The organism is Mesorhizobium sp. ZC-5, from assembly GCF_025753855.1.
Classification (GTDB): Bacteria; Pseudomonadota; Alphaproteobacteria; order Rhizobiales; family Rhizobiaceae; genus Neomesorhizobium.
In genome coordinates this window covers 22,667-41,563 of sequence record NZ_JAOWPT010000005.1, presented here as the reverse complement: position 1 = coordinate 41,563, position 18,897 = coordinate 22,667, and the positions used below count along the sequence as shown (strand labels likewise).

Below are 18,897 nucleotides of genomic sequence, written 5' to 3'. Positions count from 1 at the left end.
ACATGGTGCTGGTTCCCGTCGACGAGGCACTGGCGCGGCTGCTGGCCGACGCCGAGGCCGGACCGGCCGAAAGCGTGTCGCTCGCCGAGGCGGCGGGGCGCGTGCTGGCGGAACCACTGACCGCATTGCGCACGCAACCACCCTTCCCGGCTTCCGCGATGGACGGTTACGCAGTTCGCGCCGCCGATGTCGTCCAGGTGCCGGCGCGGCTGAAAATCGTCGGGGAGGCTCCCGCGGGCAGGCGGTTCACCGGTACTGTCGGGCGCAAGGAAGCGGTGCGCATCTTCACCGGCGCACCGGTGCCGGAAGGCGCGGACACCATCCTCATCCAGGAAAATGCCCGCGTCGCCGGCAACGGCGAAATCGAAGCGATCGAGACGGTCGCGGTCGATCGCCATATCCGCAAGATCGGGCTGGATTTCGTCGAAGGCGAGCAACTTCTCGACCAAGGCCGCCTGCTCGACGCAGCCGCGCTGTCGCTCGCCGCTGCAGCCAATCACCCTCGCCTTCCCGTGGTCAAGGCGCCGCTGGTCGCCATCATTGCTACCGGCGATGAATTGCTGCCACCCGGCAGCATACCCGGACCGGATCAGATCATCGCCTCCAACGGCTACGGCGTGGCGGCCATCGCGCAGGCGGTCGGAGCGAAAATACTCGATCTCGGCATCGTGCCGGATCGACCCGAATTGATCGCGGCGGCGGTCAAACGCGCGCTGGCGGCGGATGTCGACATCATCGTGACGCTGGGCGGCGCTTCGGTCGGTGACCACGACCTCATCCACGACGTGCTGACCGGGCAAGGCATGACGCTCGATTTCTGGAAGATCGCCATGCGCCCCGGCAAGCCGCTGATGTTCGGCAGGCTCGGCAAGACGCGCGTGATCGGGTTGCCTGGAAATCCTGTCGCAAGCCTGGTTTGCTCGCATCTCTTCCTGAAGCCGCTGCTGGCGAAGCTCGGAGGTCGTCCATGCACGCCCGATTTTCGCGATGCAGTGTTGGGAACCGCCATGGCGGCGAACGATCTGCGGCAGGATTACGTGCGTGCGGCAGCTGTCGAGCGCGATGGAAAACTCGTCGCGATGCCATTCACCGTCCAGGACTCCTCAATGCTGAAAACTCTGACCGAGGCCAATGCGTTGATTATCCGCGCGCCATTCGCTCCGGCCGCGGCGGCAGGCGATGCTTGCCGCCTGCTGATACTACGCTGAACAAATCGTCAACATATTCATTAAAATTTAAACGGTTGCGGAACACAACTGGAACAGATAGTGTTTGTTCTGGTTTTGTTTTTGATCTGATTCCTCGGGGGAACGCCATGCTGACGCGCAAACAACATGAACTCTTGATGTTCATCCATGAGCGCCTGAAAGAAGCTGGAATCCCCCCCTCCTTCGACGAAATGAAGGAAGCGCTCGATCTCGCATCGAAATCCGGCATTCACCGATTGATCACGGCTCTCGAAGAACGCGGCTTCATTCGCCGACTGCCGAACCGGGCGCGGGCACTGGAAGTGCTGCGCCTGCCTGATTCCATTGCGCCGGGATTGAACGCGGCGAGAAAGTTCTCCCCGAGCGTCATCCAGGGCAGCCTCGGACGGGTACAGCCCAAGGAGGCGCCTCGTCTGCAATCGCCGAGCAATGACGACGATGTCGCGGCTTCGATCTCCATTCCGGTGATGGGCCGTATCGCCGCTGGTGTACCGATCGCCGCGATCGAAACCCGGACGCATTCTATTTCTGTGCCGCCAGACATGATTTCAGGCGGTGAGCACTACGCCCTCGAAGTGAAGGGCGATTCGATGATCGAGGCCGGTATCTTCGACGGCGACACAGTGATCATCCGCAACGCAAATACGGCAACGCCCGGCGAAATCGTCGTCGCAATCGTCGATGACGAAGAAGCGACCCTGAAGCGTTTTCGCCGCAAGGGCGCCTCAATCGCGCTGGAAGCAGCCAACCCGGCCTATGAAACGCGCATCTTCGGCCCGGATCGGGTCAGTGTGCGCGGCAAGCTCGTTGGCTTGATTCGCCGCTACTGAGGCTGCTTGAGTTTCGCAAGAGACTGATCCCGCAAGCATAAGAATTTGATTTCTGTTGTCACGCCAACGATATGAATTTCAATCGTTTTCGGATGTTGGCTCGGCTTTTTCGGCGCGACGATAAGGCGGCATGCCGCGCGCCTCGCGTGAGAAGCGGCGCTGCGTATGCCATGGCCGATAGGGTTGGTTGATCGCGAAGTCGACCGCTGGGTCCGCCCCGGCGGCGAGAAAGATTTCAGCACTTCCCTGCTGCGCCAGATCACGCTTGGTGATGATCTCGACCGGCTTTCCAGGACAGAGATTCTCGGCGGTCGCATCGTCGACAACGATCAGTTTCGCCATGTCGCAGGCCAACTTGGCGCGTTGGCTGCTCTCGGCAAACGCGACCACCGCCCCGCTGTGATGGCGAGCAAGGCATAGGCCTGAATCGCAAAGGAAAGGTGTTTCTTCTGCGCTGCTGTCGCCAAGCGCCGCAGACGGCTGCTCCATCGGTTTCACCAGTTGTTCCGCCTGCAGCACCCTTTGCCAGTTTTCCATGGTGAAGGCACTCGGCCGGCTGCGGTTGACGGCGAGCCGACTATCGCCGAGTCGCATTGCAACCAGCCGGCCGTCCTCGGAGACCAAAACGTCCGGCGTTTCACGCAAGCCGATCCACAACAACCCGACAGCGAGCAGCGGAAGTGCCGCCAGACGCAGCCATGTCGTGCACAGGGTGGCAATTGCCAGTGCGACAGTCAGAACAATGACGGCGCCGGGCGGCACGATCCCGATTGCGTCGATCGGCGAACGCTCCGAGAACCATTCGGCAATCGCCAGCATCGCAGCAAGCCCCTTGCCCATCAGATCGAAGATCGGACCGTCGAGGCCGAACGGCATGGCCAGCATGCCGAGCACTGCCGACGGCATGACGACAGCCGAGACGACAGGCATTGCCGCGAGATTCGCAGCGAGGCTGAGCGGCGATATGCGTTGGAAATGATAGACGCCGTAGAGCGTTGTCGCGGTTCCGGCGATCAGCGAGGTGAGCGCCAGACCGCCAGCATAATAGAGGCCTTTCCGAGCGATCCTGTAGGCGATCGAACGGTGATGATCCTGAGGCGCAGCGATGCGCTTGGTTTGCCGGTTCGACCAGGCCGCATAGGCCCCGATCAGCGCCGCAGTCGCGGCGAAGGACATCTGGAAGCTCGGGCCCACCACCTCATGCGGCGACCAGGCAACGACCACGAGGGCGGCGATTGCCAAATTGCGCATGGTGAGTGCTGCGCGGTCGAACAGCAGTGCAGTCAGCATCACCGCGAGCATGATAAAGGAGCGCTCCGCCGCGACGGCGGAGCCGGAGATGAACAGGTATGCCGCAATGGCGATCAGCGCCGCCGCCGCGGCATATTTTTTCACTGGCCGGCGTGACGAGAAATCGGGAAACAAGGCGAAGCCGGCACGCAACGTTCCCATGATGGTCGCCGCCACCAGCGCCATATGGAGCCCGGAAATCGACAGGATGTGGGCAAGGCCGGTGCGGCGCAGCGCTTCGTTCACCGGTTCGGGAATGCCGGCCCGGACACCCACGACGAGCGCCGCCGCGATCTCGCCCTCGACGCCGCCGATGCCATCGCGGATGCGTTCGGCAAGCGTCGTTCGCACATTCTCTACCGAAGCGAAGAAGCGTTCTGCTAGTGTCGGCGCTTCGGGCGTTTCCACCAGGTCGGGACCACGCAGGTAGAAGCCGTTGCCGCCGATGCCGTCGAAATAGCTCTCGAAGGAGAAATCGTAGCTGTCCGGACGCACCGGGCCACTCGGCGGCCGCAGCCTCACAACGCCCACCACTTCCGATCCAGCAACGATGCCATCCGGTATCCGGCGCGCCGAGACGCGCACGCGGTCGGGCGCATAACGCAGCAGCGGACGTTCCGTCGCGATGACGTCGATGGTCAGCCGTATGCGGCCATTGGCCTGGTGTTCCATCAGGACTACCCTGCCGGTAAGCCGGGTCGATATTTCCGAGCCGATCATCTTCGTGCCGGCACGCCAGGTCTCGAATTTCGCGAACAGGAGGCCGAGGACGACGATCAGCGCGACGGCAAACACCAGTTGCAGCAGCCGGTGCGCTCGCGACAACAGAGCAAGACCTGCAAATGCGGCAGCACCCATCGACAGTGCATGGAAGGCAGGCTCGCCAGGCGCGATGTAGTAGACGATCGAACCCGCCGCGAGCAGGACGGGAACGAACAGGAACAGCGTGCCGCGATCACTCTCAGTGGCAAGCGCTTTCTGCAGGACCACCGCCGCGTTGGCATGAAAGCGGGCCAGCGGGGTTTTCGGCAATGCCTCGGCAAGCCGGACATCGAGAGAGGGTACCGGCATGATAGCCGGAACCGGTACGACTGTGGAAGTTCCGGTAGCTGTGGGCAATGCTCCACTTTGCGGTGCGCCAAACAGCGACCGCTCGCTGACGTCCTCCAGCACCGTGTCGGCCGCGCTGCGGGCCACCTTCGTCCCCAACCCCTTGCACCCCGGTCTCCCTATGCTACATGAACGCCACCGAAACGCCATGCGCCCCCGAATTCCGTCACCGGAATGCCGGCCGCGTTAGAAGAATCCTCCGGGAAATCTGATGTCCAAGACCGTCGTTACCCGCTTTGCCCCCTCGCCTACCGGTTATCTGCACATCGGTGGCGCGCGGACCGCGTTGTTCAACTGGCTCTATGCGCGCCATACGGGCGGGACCATGCTGCTCCGGATCGAAGACACCGATCGCGAGCGTTCGACCGAAGTCGCGACAGCTGCGATCCTCGACGGCTTGACCTGGCTTGGACTGCATTGGGAAGGCGAGCCGATTTCGCAATACGAGCGCGCACCACGCCACCGCGAGGTAGCCGAGGAACTGGTACGCCTGGGCAAGGCCTATTATTGCTACGCCTCACCCGAGGAACTGACCGAGATGCGCGAAAAGGCGCGCGCCGAAGGCCGTCCACCGCGTTATGACGGCCGCTGGCGCGATCGCGATCCTTCCGAGGCGCCGGCCGGCGTAAAGGGCGCAATCCGCATCAAGGCTCCGCGCGACGGCGAGACCGTCGTGCGCGACCGCGTGCAGGGCGACGTGCGCTTTCCCAACAAGGATCTGGATGATTTCATCATCCTGCGCTCGGACGGCAATCCGACCTACATGCACGCCGTCGTCGTCGACGACCACGACATGGGCGTCACGCACATCATCCGCGGCGACGACCATCTGACGAACGCCGCCCGCCAGCAGGTGATCTACGACGCCATGGGTTGGGACATTCCGGTCATGTCGCATATTCCGCTGATCCACGGCGCCGATGGCGCCAAGCTCTCGAAGCGACATGGAGCACTGGGCGTCGAGGCCTACCGGGCGATGGGCTATCTGCCGGCGGCGCTGCGCAACTACCTCGCTCGCCTTGGCTGGAGCCACGGCGACGACGAGGTGATGAGCCTCGATGACATGATCCGCTGGTTCGAGATCGAGGATGTCAACAAGGGAGCCGCCCGCTTCGATTTCCAGAAGCTCGAGGCGCTGAACGGCATCCACATGCGTCAGATGGACGATGAGGCGCTGTTCGAGGCTTTCGTGGCCACTTTGCCCTACCTGGAGAACGGCAAGCCGATCCTGGATCGCCTCGACGACCAGAAGAAAGCGCAACTCCTGCAGGCCATGCCTGGCCTCAAGGAGCGTGCCAAGACGCTGGTCGAACTCGCCGACGGCGCCGCATTCTTGTTCGCGGAGCGGCCACTGCCGCTGGATGAAAAGGCTGCCGCCGTCCTCGGCGCGCCGGCGCGGGAAATCCTGCGTGGCGCGCTTACCGCGCTGGAGAAGGTCCAGGGCGACTGGACGGCCGCTTCGGCGGAAGCGGCGATTCGCGAATTTGCAACGCAGAACGAACTGAAACTCGGCGCTGTCGCACAGCCGTTGCGGGCCGCGCTTACAGGAAAAAGCACGTCGCCGGGCGTCTTCGACGTACTCGCCGTTCTCGGCAGCAAGGAAAGTCTGGCGCGCATCGGAGATCAAATCGATTAGGGTAATGGCGAACCGGAAATGGCCATTGAAATGGACCTGTTGCGGTGCAACATTACACCTACGGGCTAACCTTGGCAGGCATTGGGAAATGCGCTAGCACTTCGGCGCATTCAAGCGTTTTTCGTCTTGCCGCATTGCAGAATTTTCCCTTCCGGGCACTGAAAAATAAAAGGAGTTTGCGATGACCGAACCGACGGCAAAACTGGAATTTGGCGGCAAGACCCACGAATTCAAGGTGAAGAGCGGTTCGGTCGGGCCGGACGTCATCGATATCGGCTCTCTTTACAGCACCACCGGCGCCTTCACCTACGATCCGGGTTTCACCTCGACTGCTTCCTGCGAGTCCGAGATTACCTTCATCGACGGCGACGAAGGCATTCTGCTGCATCGCGGCTATCCGATCGACCAGTTGGCCGAACATGGCGACTTCCTCGAGGTCTGCTACCTGTTGCTTTACGGCGAACTGCCGACCAAGACGCAGAAGGACGACTTCGATTATCGCGTGACGCGCCACACCATGGTGCATGAGCAGATGACCCGGTTCTTCACCGGCTTCCGCCGCGATGCGCATCCGATGGCCGTGATGTGCGGAGTGGTTGGCGCGATGTCGGCCTTCTATCACGACTCGACCGATATTTCGGATCCGCACCAGCGCATGGTGGCGTCGATCCGCATGATCGCCAAGATGCCGACGATTGCCGCCATGGCCTATAAATACCATATCGGCCAGCCGTTCATTTACCCGAAGAACGAACTGAATTTTGCCGCCAACTTCCTGCATATGTGCTTTGCGGTGCCGTGCGAGGATTACAAGGTCAACCCGGTTCTGGCGCGCGCCATGGAGCGCATTTTTATCCTGCACGCCGATCACGAACAGAACGCGTCGACGTCGACGGTGCGGCTTGCCGGTTCGTCGGGCGCGAACCCGTTCGCCTGCATCGCGGCCGGCATCGCCTGTCTCTGGGGCCCGGCACATGGCGGCGCCAACGAGGCGGCGCTCAACATGCTCTCCGAGATCGGCACCGTCGACCGCATTCCGGAATTCATCGATCGCGCCAAGGACAAGAACGATCCCTTCCGCCTCATGGGCTTTGGGCACCGCGTCTACAAGAACTACGATCCGCGCGCCAAGATCATGCAGAAGACCGCACACGAGGTTCTGGGCGAGCTGGGCATCAAGGACGATCCGATGCTCGATATCGCCATGGAGTTGGAAAAGATTGCGCTCACCGACGAATATTTTATCGAAAAGAAGCTCTATCCGAACGTCGACTTCTATTCCGGCATCACGCTGAAGGCGCTCGGCTTCCCGACCACCATGTTTACCGTGCTCTTCGCCGTCGCCCGCACCGTCGGCTGGATCGCCCAGTGGAAAGAGATGATCGAGGACCCGCATCAGAAGATCGGGCGCCCGCGCCAGCTCTATACCGGTGCTCCGGAACGAGACTACGTGCCGATCGCCAAGCGCTGACCGGAACCACAGACCAACCAAAAAAGGCGCCTCCAGGCGCCTTTTTTGTTGCTAACGTGCCCGGATGTGGTCGAGCACGATATCGGCGGCGACAGCTCCAGGACGTCGCTTCGTCGCCATGCGTTTCTTGACCTCGGCGAAGCCGTTCAACTGCAGCCGCCGTGTGTCGCTGTCTGGGGTCATCAGTTGCTCGATCTGCCGCGCCAACTGGCCCGGCCGGATCGAGACGTCATAATATTCGGGCACCAGCACCCTGTCGGCGATCAGATTGGGCAGGGAGGCCGACCAGGTGGTGATCAGCCTGAGGAAAAGCCGCATCAGGGGATCTGTCCGATAGCAGGCGACCAGCGGCACCCGGCAAAGGGCGAGTTCCAGCGAAACGGTACCCGATGCGGCGAGTGCGGCGTCGGCTTCTCCGAACGCCTGCCATTTGCGGGCGGAATCGAGGATGATCTCCGGATGCTGCGGCCATTTGGCGGTCTCGGCCTCGACCAGGCTGGCGACATGCGGCACGGTCGGCACCAGAAGCCGCAGTTTGTGGCCGCGTTCACGCAAAAGGTCGACCGTCTCGCCGAATGTACCGATGAGACCCTTCACCTCGCTCTTGCGGGAGCCAGGCAGCACCAGCAGCGTTTTTTCATCCTGCGACAAGGGTTTCTGGCGCTCGGACTGGTGACGGGCAGCGTGCAGGATGCCTGTGTCATAGGTCAGCCGGTGGCCGACATATGTGCCTGGCGGCCCGGAAAGCCTTTTCAGCGCGTCGACTTCGAAAGGCAGCACGCAGAGGACATGGTCGACATAGGGCCGCATTTCCGCCGCGCGCGACGGACGCCACGCCCAGATGCTGGGACAGACATAATGGATGATCGGGATGGACGGATTTCTTGCCCGAACCTTCCTGGCAACGCGCAAGGTGAATTCCGGGCTGTCGATGGTGATCAGGCAGTCCGGCGCGGCATCGGCGATCGTCCGGGCCGTCGAACGGATGCGGGCGATCAGCCGCGGCAGATCCCTGACGATCGCCGATGCCCCCATGAGCGCGATCGCAGCCGGATCGAACAGCGATTTGAGCCCCATTGCCTGGAGGTGGCGGCCGCCGACGCCGATCAACTCGATATCGCCACCGCTAGCCGATTCCAGTGCCCGAACCAGGTCGGCGCCAAGCAGGTCGCCGGACTCCTCGCCTGCGACAACGGCGATCTTGAGCGGACGTTCCGCGCTCATCGTCTTGCCGCCTTGTCAAGGCCGATGACGAACAGGCCCAGCGCATCCGCCCGCTCGATCGTCCTGGCGAATTCGAGCACGAAAGCCCGATCGGCCTCGACCGCAACGCCAGCCAGGCCGGCGGCATGCGCCCCCTCGATCGTCGCCGGCCCGATCGTCGGCAGGTCGGCGCGCAATTCCTGGTCGGGCTTGGCGCATTTGACCAGAACGCCGCGCGCAATACCGGCGATGCGGCCATTGTTGCGCAGCTCCTTCATCCGCTCCAACAGCCCGTCGGTTCCCTCCACGCCTTCCAGCGCAACCGCCCGGCCACCGACTGCAACAGCTGCCTGGCCAATGTCGAGCCTGCCAATGGCAAGCGCGGCTTCCAGCGCCGCATCGATATCGCGCTGGTCGGAGGTCCGCGGCTGCACCTTGCCCATGACGCCTGGTCGAGCCAAAAGATCGGGCAGGACTTCATGCGCACCGACGACCTCGAAACCGCTCTGCTCCAAATGGGCCACGAAGGCGCTCAGCAACGTGTTATCGCCCTTCGTCAGCTTGTAAACGAGCCTCGGCAGGACCCGCAGCAGCGCAAGGCTCCACTTTATTCGACGGAGATTGGGCCGGCTTGAAACACCGCCGGCCATGATGACATGCGTTATCCGATTGCGCCTCAGAAGGCCGACGAGATCCCCAATGGCCTCGAGCGGAAGGATCATGTGATCGTAGGGCTGGAAAGCAAGCGGATCGACCCCTTCGCCACCGACGATCATCACGAAGGGCGGTTTGCCTGCCTTCGCCAGTCCTTCCGCGACATCGACGGGCAATTGTCCGCTGCCGGCAATCAGCGCGACGCGATCCGTCGGCTCGAGTTTGATTCCGCCGGCCTCAGACCTCGTCATCGGTGCCGTCATCGCCAGCATCTTCGAGAGGAGGCGTCACGAAATAGCGGGTGCCGCGCTTGGACAGAAATTCGACCAGGCTCATCGCAACCGGCGAGCCGGCAAAGTCGCGTCGCGCAATTTCGAGGTTTTCGGCGATGGTCCGCGTCCGGTCAAAAATCGTGCGGTAGGCTTGGCGTACGGTCTGGATGTCGGTCCTCGACATGCCCGAACGGCGCATGCCGATAACGTTGAGGCCACGCAGCTTGGCGAGATTGCCGCGCGCAAACCCGAACGGAATGACGTCTCCCGGGATTGCCGAGCATCCGGAAAGAAAGGCGTTGTTGCCGATGCGGGCAAACTGATGAACCGCCGTCAGCCCGCCGATCACGACATTGTCGCCAATCTCGCAATGCCCGGCCAGCATCGCACCGTTGGCCATCGTCACATTGTTGCCAACGGTGCAATCGTGGGCGACATGCGAGTAAGCCATGAAGTAACCGTTCTCGCCCACCGTGGTCGCGCCGTGGTTGGTGTCCGAGCCGACATGCATGGTCACCCCCTCGCGAACGGTGGTGTTGCCGCCGATCGTCAGCGTCGTCCGGGTACCGCGGTGCTTCAGGTTCTGCGGCGCCGCGCCCAGCACCGCCTGCGGGAAGACCTTGCTCCCCTCGCCGATCGTGGTCGCACCCATGACGGCGACGTGGCTGACCAACTCGACATTGTCGGCCAACACCGCGTCGGCGCTCACATGGCAGAACGGGCCAATGCGAACCCCTGCCCCAAGCTTGGCCCCGGATTCCACCACGGCCATCGGATGAATGAACGTTTCTGATTGCATCGACGTCGCCGGTCAGGCAGCCGGCTTCGGGGACATCATCGCGGAAATCTCGGCTTCCGCGGCCTTGGCGCCATCGACCAGAGCCTCGCACGCGAATCGCCAGATGTTGCCGCGTTTCTTCAGCTTCTTGACGTGGATTTCCAGCCTGTCTCCGGGCACCACTGGGCGGCGGAACTTCGCGTTGTCGATGGTCATGAAGTAGACGAGGGACGGTTTGTCGTTTCCAGCACTTTTTATGCAAATGGCGCCGGCCGTCTGCGCCATCGCTTCGATGATCAACACACCCGGCATCACCGGTTGTTCCGGGAAATGGCCCTGAAAATGCGGTTCGTTCACCGTCACGTTCTTGATGCCGATCGCGGAATTGTCCGCATCGATGTCGATGACGCGGTCGACAAGCAGAAAGGGATAACGGTGCGGCAGCAACTTCATCAACTGCATGATGTCGACCGTCTCGAGAACGGTTCCGGCACTGTCAGCCATTGCTGTCGCCTTTCCTAGGTTTGGTCAGGCCGCGGATGGCGGCAACTTCACGGAAAAAATCACGCATGGGCCGCGCCGGGGATCCAGCCCACCGCTCGCCTTGCGGGATGTCATGCATAAGACCGGCCGACGCAGCAACCTGCGCGAACGACCCTATCGAAATATGATCGGCAATGCCGACACGGCCACCCAACATGACGAAATCCCCCAACGTCACCGAACCGGAAAGCCCGCAATGGCCGGCGATTATGCAACCGCGGCCGATGCGAACATTGTGGGCGATCTGCACCAGATTGTCGATCTTGGTGCCCTCGCCGATGACGGTATCGGACATGGCGCCGCGATCGACCGTGGTGTTGGCGCCGATCTCCACGTCGTCCTGAATGACGACACGACCGATCTGAGGAATCCGCTCAGGTCCGCGCGCACCCCCGACAAAACCGAAACCATCCTGGCCCACCTGTGCACCACCATGGATGATGACGCGGTTGCCGACCAGAGCGTACTGAACGGTCACCCCAGGCCCGATGAAGCAGTCGCGACCGATCTGCGTGCTGGATCCAATCACCGCGTTGGGCGCGATTATGGTGCCACTGCCGATCGACGCCCCCGGGCCGACTGTTGCACCGGCCTCGATAATGGCGCCGGCCTCGATATGCGAATCCTTGGAGACATGCGCCTTCTTCGAAACGCCGGTTTCGCCAGTCAGCGACTGGGGACTCGCGGCACTCGGATGAAGGAGCCTGCCGATTTGCGCAAAGGCCTGTTGCGGCTTGGGCGTCACCAGGATCGCGATCCCGGGCGGCACCTGCTTTACGACGTCTGCTGTGCACAGGATTGCGGCAGCGGAGCGCCCTTCGAGAAGGGTGGCGTTTCGCTTACCATCCACATAGACGAGCATGCCGTCGCCGCCGGTGGAGGCCGATGCAATGTCGGTGACGATGACGTCCGCCTGGCTGGCGTCGAAAAGTTCGGCACCGGTCAGGGCGGCTATCTCAGCGGCGGAAAACCGGCGTGACGGCGCGAAAAAGACCGGGTCTGTCATATGAGCCTTTTCTTCCGGGCCAGAACGACCCGGAAGCACAGCCCCGACCGCCTAGAAGCGGGTCGAGATACCGAAATTGAAGTTCTGCTCTTCGTCGCTGTCCTCTTTCTTGAGCGGGACCGCGTAGTCGACACGCAACGGACCGAACGGCGAAGCCCAGATGAGGCCGGCACCCACGGATGCGCGCCACTCCATGTCTCTTGAGGCGGTTGCGGAAAGCGCACCATCCGTCGAGTTGCGAACATCGTTGCCATAGAGGGTCGCGGCGTCGGCAAACACCGCGCCCTTCAGGCCGAAGCTCTCGGGGATCACAGGAATAGGGAACTGCGCTTCCGCCGAGGCGTGGAAGTAGGTTGTACCGCCAAGGTGATCGAAGCCGCTGCCGGCTACCGCGGCAGGCCCGATGCCATTGAAGTCGAAGCCGCGGATGATGCGATCACTGCTCTTGAAGTGATCGAACACGCGCAGATCGCCATTGCCGGTCGACTGGATGTGGCCGGCGCCTGCAGTCAGCAGTCCGACGATGTTCATTTCCTCTGAAATCGTCTGATAGTAGGTGCCGCGGGTGGTGAACTTGAGATATTCGGCGTCGCCTCCCAATCCGGCAAACTCGGTGGTGAACGTCGCGTAGAGCCCGCTATGCGGGTTCTTCATGTCGTCGATGCTGTTGTAGAGCAGCGTGCCGCTGACCGCCGACTTCGTCCACGGACTGGTGGCCACGCCGTCTATAATGGCCTGCGACACATCGCAGCTTGGGACTTGCGGTGTACCACCATCATCAAGACAGCTGTCACGGAACTCGTATTTTTCTTCCGAGTAGGTGTAGGCAAACTGCGTCGACAAGGTTTCCGTAATCGGCAGGCCAAGTCGAACGGTCGCGCCATTCGTCTCACTCTCGTAGTCGTCATAGCGGCGCGTCTGCCGGAAGATGTCGAAGCCCGCGGCGATGCGGCGGCCGAGGAAGTATGGCTCGGTGAACGACAGCATGAAATCGCGCGAATTTTCGCCGCCGCCGGCGGAAAGCCGTATGTATTGGCCACGACCGAGGAAGTTCTTTTCCGTGATCGAGCCTTCGACCGACGGGCCGGCTGAATCGCCGCCGGTGGAATAACCGGCGCCGATCGAAAATTCACCCGTCGACTTCTCGATGAGGTCGACCACCAGAATCACCTGATCCGGTTCGGAGCCAGGCGCCGTCGAGATTTCGACCGTCTCAAAATAACCAAGTCTTTCGAGGCGCTTCTTCGCACGCTGGATCAAGACCTGATTGAAGGCATCGCCCTCACTCACGTCGAACTCGCGGCGCACAACATAGTCGCGGGTACGCGCGTTGCCACGGATTTCGATGCGCTCCACATAGGTGCGCGGCCCTTGATCGATCGTGTAGGTGACCGAAATGGTGTGGTTTTCAAAGTTGCGGTCACCGCGCGGCGTCACCTGGGCAAACGCATAGCCTAGCCCGGCCACATGTTCGGTCAACGCGATGATCGTGTCTTCCACCTCTTTCGCGCTGTAGACGCTGCCGGAGTGCGTCTCGATGAGCGAACGAAGCGATTCGCCGTCGACACCCTCGATCGTGCTCTCCACACCGATATCGCCGAACGTATAGCGATCACCCTCTTCCACGGTGATCGAAACGACGTATTCGTTGGTTTCCTCGTTAAGCTCGCCAGTGGCGGAGATCACCTGGAAATCGGCATAGCCACGGTTGAAGTAGAAGCGGCGGAGCGCTTCCTCGTCCGCGCGCAAGCGGTTTTCGTCATAGACGTCGTCGCGCAGCAGGAACGACAGGATCGTCGAACGCTTGGTCGAGATGACATCGGCAAGGCGGCGATCACCGAACGCGTTGTTGCCGTTGAAATCAATGCGGGCAATCTTGGTGCGGTCGCCTTCGGCAATCTCGAAGACAACGTTGACGCGACCTTCACCCAACTCCATGACCTGCGTCGTGACGGTCGCGTCATCGCGGCCGATACGGCTATAGGCCTGGCGGATCGCATCGGCGTCGGCTTCCATCGCGGCGGTCGAGAACGCACTGCGCGGCTTCAACTGAACGGCCTGCGAAAGCTGCGCGTCCTTGATCTTCTTGTTGCCCTGGAAAAGCACCTGGTTGACGATCGAATGCTCGTCGACCTGCACGACCAGTGTCGACCCGGCCTGATTGATGCGGACATCCGAGAACATGCCGGTACCGAAAAGGCGCTTCACGGCCTCGTCGACATCAGCGTTGGAGAACGACTGCCCGGGGGTGATGCCGAGGTAACTGCGAATGGTTTCGGCATCGACGCGCTTATTCCCACGCACATCGATGTTGCTGACGACAGCAGCTTGAGCCATGGAAACAGACGCGAACTGAACCGCAACCGCGCCGGGAACGACCAGCGCTGCGGACAAAGCCACCGCCGAAGCGGCGCTCATAAAACTGGAAGCTGCCTTCATTGAGCTCTCAAAACCTTTTTCTCGTAGTCCCCACGGCGAGAAATCCGGACGTCGCGGTAAAATCAAGTTACCGTATTAGCCAGATTTTCCTTACACGCAAGGCTTCTGGTTAATTTGTATTTACTAAAGCTCGGAGCGTGACATTCGGGTCACGCATATCGGCCGTGATGGTAAACGCAGTCTCAATCAGGGTCATCGCGAAGCCCAATTCTTTCATAATTTCAACATCCAAAGAGATCGTTCCAGAAAACGAACCCCATGAATCCCAGCACCAGCAGAAACCCCACGCGATAGACCATTTCCATCGCCCGCTCGGATACCGGACGCCCGATAGCAGCCTCGACGGCGTAGAAAACAAGATGGCCGCCGTCAAGCGGCGGAATCGGCAGAAGATTCAGAAATCCGATTCCCAGCGACAACGCCGCAACCAGTTGCACCAGCCAGTCGAAACCGAGTTTGGCGGCCTTGCCGGCCATGTCCGCTATCTTGATCGGTCCGCCGAGCTGGCATTTGTCCTCACGCCCGACGGCGAACCGCTTCAGGAAGTTCCAGGTGCGCTCGAGGCTGTGCCCGGTCTGCCGCACCGCCTCGGCCAGAGCGCCGGGGATGCTGTAGGTTATGACCCTCGGCTGCCCCAGTTCCTCACTGTTGACGACGCCGATGACGCCGACTTTGATCTTGTTGCCGAGAGCATCCTCCTGCTCCATCACTTCCGGCGTGGCCTTGAGTTCGATCTCCTTGCCGTCGCGCAGCATGATGAAAATCAGAGGATCGCCGGTTCGGCCGGAAACAAAGCGCTGCACGTCGGAGAATGTTTCCACCGGGTGACCATCGACACTGACGAAACGGTCGCCCGGCATGAAACCGGCGGCAGCGGCCGGCGTTCCGGCGCGGACTTCCGCCACCATCGGTTCAGTTATCACGCGGCCATAAGCGGCGAAAAATACTGCGAAAACAGCGATCGTGAGCAGGAAATTAAACATTGGGCCGGCGACCACTGTCAGCGCACGTTTCCATACCGGCTGGGTATGGAAAGCAACGCTGCGCTCGGCCGGTGTAAGCCTGTCCATTTCCTCGGCGTCGGGGGTGCTCGTCGCGTTCATGTCGCCGACAAACTTGACGTAGCCGCCGAGCGGAATAGCGCAAAGCTTCCAGCGCGTCCCGTGACGGTCGTTGAACCCGATCAATTCGGGACCAAATCCGATGGAAAAGGCGGTGACCCCGATGCCGCACCAGCGTCCAACGAGGTAGTGTCCCATCTCGTGGACGAAAACGACGATTGTCAGCACGAACAGAAACGGGATGATGGTGCCGATAAGCAAGCTGTCCGAACCAAGAAAGGAGGCAAGAAAATCGGTCAAGACAGGTCCTCAGTCAAATCCATGGCACCGCGCGACGTCACTACCGGTGCCAATGCCGGCAAATCGATGGCGCGTCGCGTCGATCAGATAACGCAGCAGCGATTGTGGTTTTATTACCGATCAGACGGGAAACAGCGCATGAGCGGGATAATCCGCGCGGCCGAATGCCCAGCCGATGACGTATAGGGCAAAAGCGGCTGCCACAAGCCCGTCCACACGATCCATGACGCCGCCATGACCCGGAATGAGGTTACCGGAGTCCTTCACGCCATTGCGGCGCTTGACCCATGATTCGAACAGATCGCCAACTTGCGAAATCACCGACAGCAGGAGAGCGACGATGACCAGAACGAGCGAGACGCCGGCGCCCGCGAGCGCGGACAGAACGATACCTGCAGCGACGCCGCCGACCGCGCCGCCGATGGCACCGCTCCACGTCTTGCCCGGTGAGATCGATGGCGCCAGTTTCGGCCCGCCAACGGCACGTCCGACAAAATACGCCAGGATGTCGGTCGCCCAGACCACCGCGAAGAGAAACAAGATCGCCACAAGGCCGGCATCATCGCCATCACGCAGCAGCGCCAGCGAAACTCCCGAAAGCGCCGCGTAAGCAAGGCCTCCCGCTTCCCAGCGCCCTACCCTCTGCATTCGCCTGGCGATCAGGAGAACGAGCGCGGCGGCTGCAGTCAGCAGCAGCAGGATCCAAGCCGGCGCTCCCACGATCAAGGCGCCGATGCAGACGAGCATCAGCGCTTCCGGCAGGAATCCCAGGCTGCCTCCGGTCCCAACGCGGGCCATTCGCGTCCATTCGTAGAAGATGGCGCCCGCTATGCCAGCAGCCAGCAGACGAAACGGAAATCCGCCGATCCAGGTCAGGCTCAAAACTGCAATCGCCAAAACGACAGCAGAAACAACACGAATCTGGAGATTGCTCAATTGTTTGGGCTGGCCGCCCGATGGCGCATCGGCGCTACCGGTCATGACGCGACGCCGCGCGCGGTAACGCCGCCGAAGCGACGTTCGCGTGCCGCGAAGGCCTGTACTGCCTCGGCCAGGTGGGCGCGGCCGAAGTCGGGCCAGAAGCACGGCAGGAAGACGAACTCGCTGTAGGCAGCCTGCCACAGCAGGAAATTCGACAGCCGCAGTTCTCCGCTGGTTCGGATAACCAGATCGGGATCGGGGATATCTGCAGTGTCGAGCAGAGCCGCAAACGATTCGGCGGTGACGGCCTCCGGCTTGACGTCACCGGCGGCCGCTGCCTCCACGAGCTTGCGCGCTGCCCTGACAATCTCGTCGCGCGAGCCGTAATTAAAGGCGATCACCAGATTGAGCGCCGTATTGTCGCGCGTCAGCGTTTCCGCCTCTTCCAGCAATCCTTTGATATCGCCTTCGAGGCCGCTGCGGTCGCCGATGATGCGCACCTTGACGCCGCTGTGGTGGAGTTCCGCGAGATCGCGGCGGATGAAGAGCTTCAGCAGCCCCATCAGGTCGCTGACTTCAGATTTCGGACGCGACCAGTTCTCCGAGGAGAAGGCGTAGACCGTGAGCCAGGAAACCCCCATCTCGCCGGCCGCCCGCACCGTTTGCCGCAGCGCCTCGACGCCGGCACGATGCCCGGCAAGGCGCGGCAAGCCCCGCGCCTTGGCCCAGCGGCCATTGCCGTCCATGATGATCGCGACATGCGCAGGCGTTGTCATCGAGTGACTTTCCGACTCCGGTCGAGCGCCGGCGCCTTAGACCTGCATGATCTCGGCTTCTTTTTCCGTAAGCAAGCTTTCGATCATCGAAACAGTCTCATCGGTCATTTTTTGCACGCGATCCGCCTGGACCTTGTGGTCGTCCTCGCTGATGACGTGGTCCTTCTCGGACTTCTTCAGGCTGTCCATGCCGTCGCGGCGCACATGGCGCGCGGCAACACGGGCGTTTTCGGTATAGTTGTGGGCGATCTTCACCAGTTCCTTGCGCCGCTGCTCATTGAGTTCGGGCAGCGGGATGCGCAGCGTGGTGCCGTCCATGATCGGGTTGAAGCCGAGGTTGGATTCGCGGATGGCACGATCGACCGCGCCGACCATCGACTTGTCCCAGACCGACACCGAGATCATGCGCGGCTCCGGCACGGATATCGTTGCGACCTGATTTATGGGCATGCTGCTGCCATAGGCCTGGACCTGGATAGGATCGAGCAAGTTGCTTGAAGCACGGCCGGTGCGCAGCGACGCCAGGTCATGCTTGAAAGCGTTGACGGCCCCGTCCATGCGCCTTTGAAGGTCCTTGAAATCAACTCCGTCCGCCATAAACCGTCTCCTTTTATTCCCTTATTCTTCTTCTTCGCTGCCTGTGCCGTCCGCCTCAGCTGTCCGCGACGACAGTGCAATGGCCTCCACCCTTCAGAATATCGCCGAACCCGCCCTTTTCGTGGATCGAATAGACGATTATCGGAATATGGTTTTCGCGCGCAAGCGCAATTGCCGCGGTATCCATGATGGACAGACCGCGTTTCAGCACGTCGTCATGGCTGATGCGCTCGTAGCGCGTCGCGTTCGGATTCTTCTTCGGGTCTTCGGAATAGACCCCATCTACCTGGGTGCCTTTGAACAGAGCATTTGCGCCGATTTCGGCCGCGCGTAGCGCTGCCGCCGAATCGGTGGTGAAGAATGGATTGCCGGTACCGCCGGCGAAGATAACCACCTTGCCCGCATCCATGTAGGCAGTTGCCTGCCGTTGCGAAAAGCTTTCGCAGATCTCTGGCATGGCGATGGCGGAAAGCACCACCGCGTCGACGCCGATCTTGACCAGCGAGGTTCTGAGAGCCAGCGAATTAATCACCGTTGCCAACATACCCATGTGGTCGCCAGTGACCCGGTCACCGCCCTTGGACGCGACGGCGACGCCGCGGAAGATGTTGCCGCCGCCGATGACGACGGCGACCTCGACACCGAGCGCCCTCGCCTCGGCGATATCCCCGGCGATGCGGTCGACGACCGAGACATCGATGCCGAACCCTTGTTCGCCCATCAGGGCCTCACCGGAGGCTTTCAGCAATACGCGCCGGTAGAGGGGTTTTGCCGTCATCTTGTCCTCTTTTGCTGTCGTCCG

The 18,897-nt window shown here is 61.6% G+C and carries 15 protein-coding genes and 1 pseudogene; 4 read left to right on the top strand and 12 right to left on the bottom strand.

Translation table 11 applies throughout. From position 1 onward, the window contains the following. Nucleotides 1-2: 2 nt before the first annotated feature. Together glp and lexA are read left to right on the top strand one after the other, a co-directional pair. Nucleotides 3-1,208 (top strand): gephyrin-like molybdotransferase Glp, encoded by a 1,206-nt coding sequence (gene glp, locus OHD58_RS15240; RefSeq protein WP_263804270.1) that lies wholly within the window; start codon nt 3-5, stop codon nt 1,206-1,208. A gap of 107 nt (nt 1,209-1,315) precedes the next feature. Further along, the gene (gene lexA / locus OHD58_RS15235; RefSeq protein ID WP_263804683.1) at nt 1,316-2,038 is read left to right on the top strand and encodes a transcriptional repressor LexA; all 723 of its coding nucleotides are present in this window, start codon (nt 1,316-1,318) and stop codon (nt 2,036-2,038) included. Nucleotides 2,039-2,116: 78 nt separating this feature from the next. Here the strand turns inward: lexA and OHD58_RS15230 are convergent, their stop codons facing one another. Then, the gene (locus tag OHD58_RS15230) at nt 2,117-4,525 is read right to left on the bottom strand and encodes a ComEC/Rec2 family competence protein (RefSeq protein ID WP_263804269.1); all 2,409 of its coding nucleotides are present in this window, start codon (nt 4,523-4,525) and stop codon (nt 2,117-2,119) included. A gap of 124 nt (nt 4,526-4,649) precedes the next feature. Between OHD58_RS15230 and gltX the strand changes: the two genes are divergently transcribed. Both gltX and gltA read left to right on the top strand, forming a co-directional pair. After that, nucleotides 4,650-6,074, top strand: coding sequence for a glutamate--tRNA ligase (gene gltX / locus OHD58_RS15225; protein WP_263804268.1), 1,425 nt, complete (start codon nt 4,650-4,652; stop codon nt 6,072-6,074). Nucleotides 6,075-6,255: 181 nt separating this feature from the next. Then, the gene (gltA, locus tag OHD58_RS15220) at nt 6,256-7,545 is read left to right on the top strand and encodes a citrate synthase (RefSeq protein WP_263804267.1); all 1,290 of its coding nucleotides are present in this window, start codon (nt 6,256-6,258) and stop codon (nt 7,543-7,545) included. A 51-nt stretch (nt 7,546-7,596) separates the two neighbouring features. Here gltA and lpxB read toward each other — a convergent pair whose 3' ends face one another. The 11 genes and pseudogenes from lpxB to pyrH all read right to left on the bottom strand — a co-directional run bounded on the left by lpxB (nt 7,597) and on the right by pyrH (nt 18,873). Then, nucleotides 7,597-8,769 carry a lipid-A-disaccharide synthase gene (gene lpxB / locus OHD58_RS15215; RefSeq protein ID WP_263804266.1) on the bottom strand — a complete coding sequence of 391 codons (1,173 nt, stop codon included), beginning with the start codon at nt 8,767-8,769 and terminating at the stop codon, nt 7,597-7,599. Beyond that, on the bottom strand, nt 8,766-9,653 hold the full coding sequence (locus OHD58_RS15210) for an LpxI family protein (RefSeq protein ID WP_263804265.1): 888 nt from the start codon (nt 9,651-9,653) through the stop codon (nt 8,766-8,768). Before OHD58_RS15210 ends, lpxB begins: the two co-directional genes overlap by 4 nt. Beyond that, a complete protein-coding gene (gene lpxA, locus OHD58_RS15205) occupies nt 9,640-10,473 on the bottom strand; it encodes an acyl-ACP--UDP-N-acetylglucosamine O-acyltransferase (RefSeq protein ID WP_263804264.1) in 834 nt (277 codons plus the stop codon). The genes OHD58_RS15210 and lpxA overlap by 14 nt, the downstream gene beginning before the upstream one ends. 12 nt (nt 10,474-10,485) lie before the next feature. Further along, on the bottom strand, nt 10,486-10,956 hold the full coding sequence (gene fabZ, locus OHD58_RS15200) for a 3-hydroxyacyl-ACP dehydratase FabZ (protein ID WP_263804263.1): 471 nt from the start codon (nt 10,954-10,956) through the stop codon (nt 10,486-10,488). Continuing rightward, nucleotides 10,949-12,001, bottom strand: coding sequence for a UDP-3-O-(3-hydroxymyristoyl)glucosamine N-acyltransferase (lpxD, locus tag OHD58_RS15195; protein ID WP_263804262.1), 1,053 nt, complete (start codon nt 11,999-12,001; stop codon nt 10,949-10,951). Before lpxD ends, fabZ begins: the two co-directional genes overlap by 8 nt. Before the next feature lie 51 nt (nt 12,002-12,052). Next, nucleotides 12,053-14,440 carry an outer membrane protein assembly factor BamA gene (gene bamA / locus OHD58_RS15190; protein WP_263804261.1) on the bottom strand — a complete coding sequence of 796 codons (2,388 nt, stop codon included), beginning with the start codon at nt 14,438-14,440 and terminating at the stop codon, nt 12,053-12,055. Nucleotides 14,441-14,661: 221 nt separating this feature from the next. Beyond that, a complete protein-coding gene (locus tag OHD58_RS15185; RefSeq protein ID WP_263804260.1) occupies nt 14,662-15,801 on the bottom strand; it encodes a M50 family metallopeptidase in 1,140 nt (379 codons plus the stop codon). 120 nt (nt 15,802-15,921) lie between these two features. Further along, nucleotides 15,922-16,737 carry a phosphatidate cytidylyltransferase gene (locus OHD58_RS15180; protein ID WP_263804682.1) on the bottom strand — a complete coding sequence of 272 codons (816 nt, stop codon included), beginning with the start codon at nt 16,735-16,737 and terminating at the stop codon, nt 15,922-15,924. Between the two features lie 41 nt (nt 16,738-16,778). After that, nucleotides 16,779-17,513: pseudogene (locus OHD58_RS15175) on the bottom strand (isoprenyl transferase); the annotation flags it as partial. A gap of 21 nt (nt 17,514-17,534) precedes the next feature. Further along, nucleotides 17,535-18,095, bottom strand: coding sequence for a ribosome recycling factor (gene frr, locus OHD58_RS15170; protein WP_263804259.1), 561 nt, complete (start codon nt 18,093-18,095; stop codon nt 17,535-17,537). Nucleotides 18,096-18,150: 55 nt separating this feature from the next. Then, on the bottom strand, nt 18,151-18,873 hold the full coding sequence (gene pyrH / locus OHD58_RS15165) for a UMP kinase (protein ID WP_263804258.1): 723 nt from the start codon (nt 18,871-18,873) through the stop codon (nt 18,151-18,153). Nucleotides 18,874-18,897: the final 24 nt, after the last annotated feature.

Coding starts and splice junctions, on each gene's coding strand:
- lpxA (WP_263804264.1), bottom strand. CDS start 10,473: ATGCAATCAGAAACGTTCATTCATCCGATGGCCGTGGTGGAATCCGGG.
- bamA (WP_263804261.1), bottom strand. CDS start 14,440: ATGAAGGCAGCTTCCAGTTTTATGAGCGCCGCTTCGGCGGTGGCTTTG.
- frr (WP_263804259.1), bottom strand. CDS start 18,095: ATGGCGGACGGAGTTGATTTCAAGGACCTTCAAAGGCGCATGGACGGG.
- lexA (WP_263804683.1), top strand. CDS start 1,316: ATGCTGACGCGCAAACAACATGAACTCTTGATGTTCATCCATGAGCGC.
- OHD58_RS15210 (WP_263804265.1), bottom strand. CDS start 9,653: ATGACGAGGTCTGAGGCCGGCGGAATCAAACTCGAGCCGACGGATCGC.
- pyrH (WP_263804258.1), bottom strand. CDS start 18,873: ATGACGGCAAAACCCCTCTACCGGCGCGTATTGCTGAAAGCCTCCGGT.
- fabZ (WP_263804263.1), bottom strand. CDS start 10,956: ATGGCTGACAGTGCCGGAACCGTTCTCGAGACGGTCGACATCATGCAG.
- lpxD (WP_263804262.1), bottom strand. CDS start 12,001: ATGACAGACCCGGTCTTTTTCGCGCCGTCACGCCGGTTTTCCGCCGCT.
- gltA (WP_263804267.1), top strand. CDS start 6,256: ATGACCGAACCGACGGCAAAACTGGAATTTGGCGGCAAGACCCACGAA.
- lpxB (WP_263804266.1), bottom strand. CDS start 8,769: ATGAGCGCGGAACGTCCGCTCAAGATCGCCGTTGTCGCAGGCGAGGAG.
- glp (WP_263804270.1), top strand. CDS start 3: ATGGTGCTGGTTCCCGTCGACGAGGCACTGGCGCGGCTGCTGGCCGAC.
- gltX (WP_263804268.1), top strand. CDS start 4,650: ATGTCCAAGACCGTCGTTACCCGCTTTGCCCCCTCGCCTACCGGTTAT.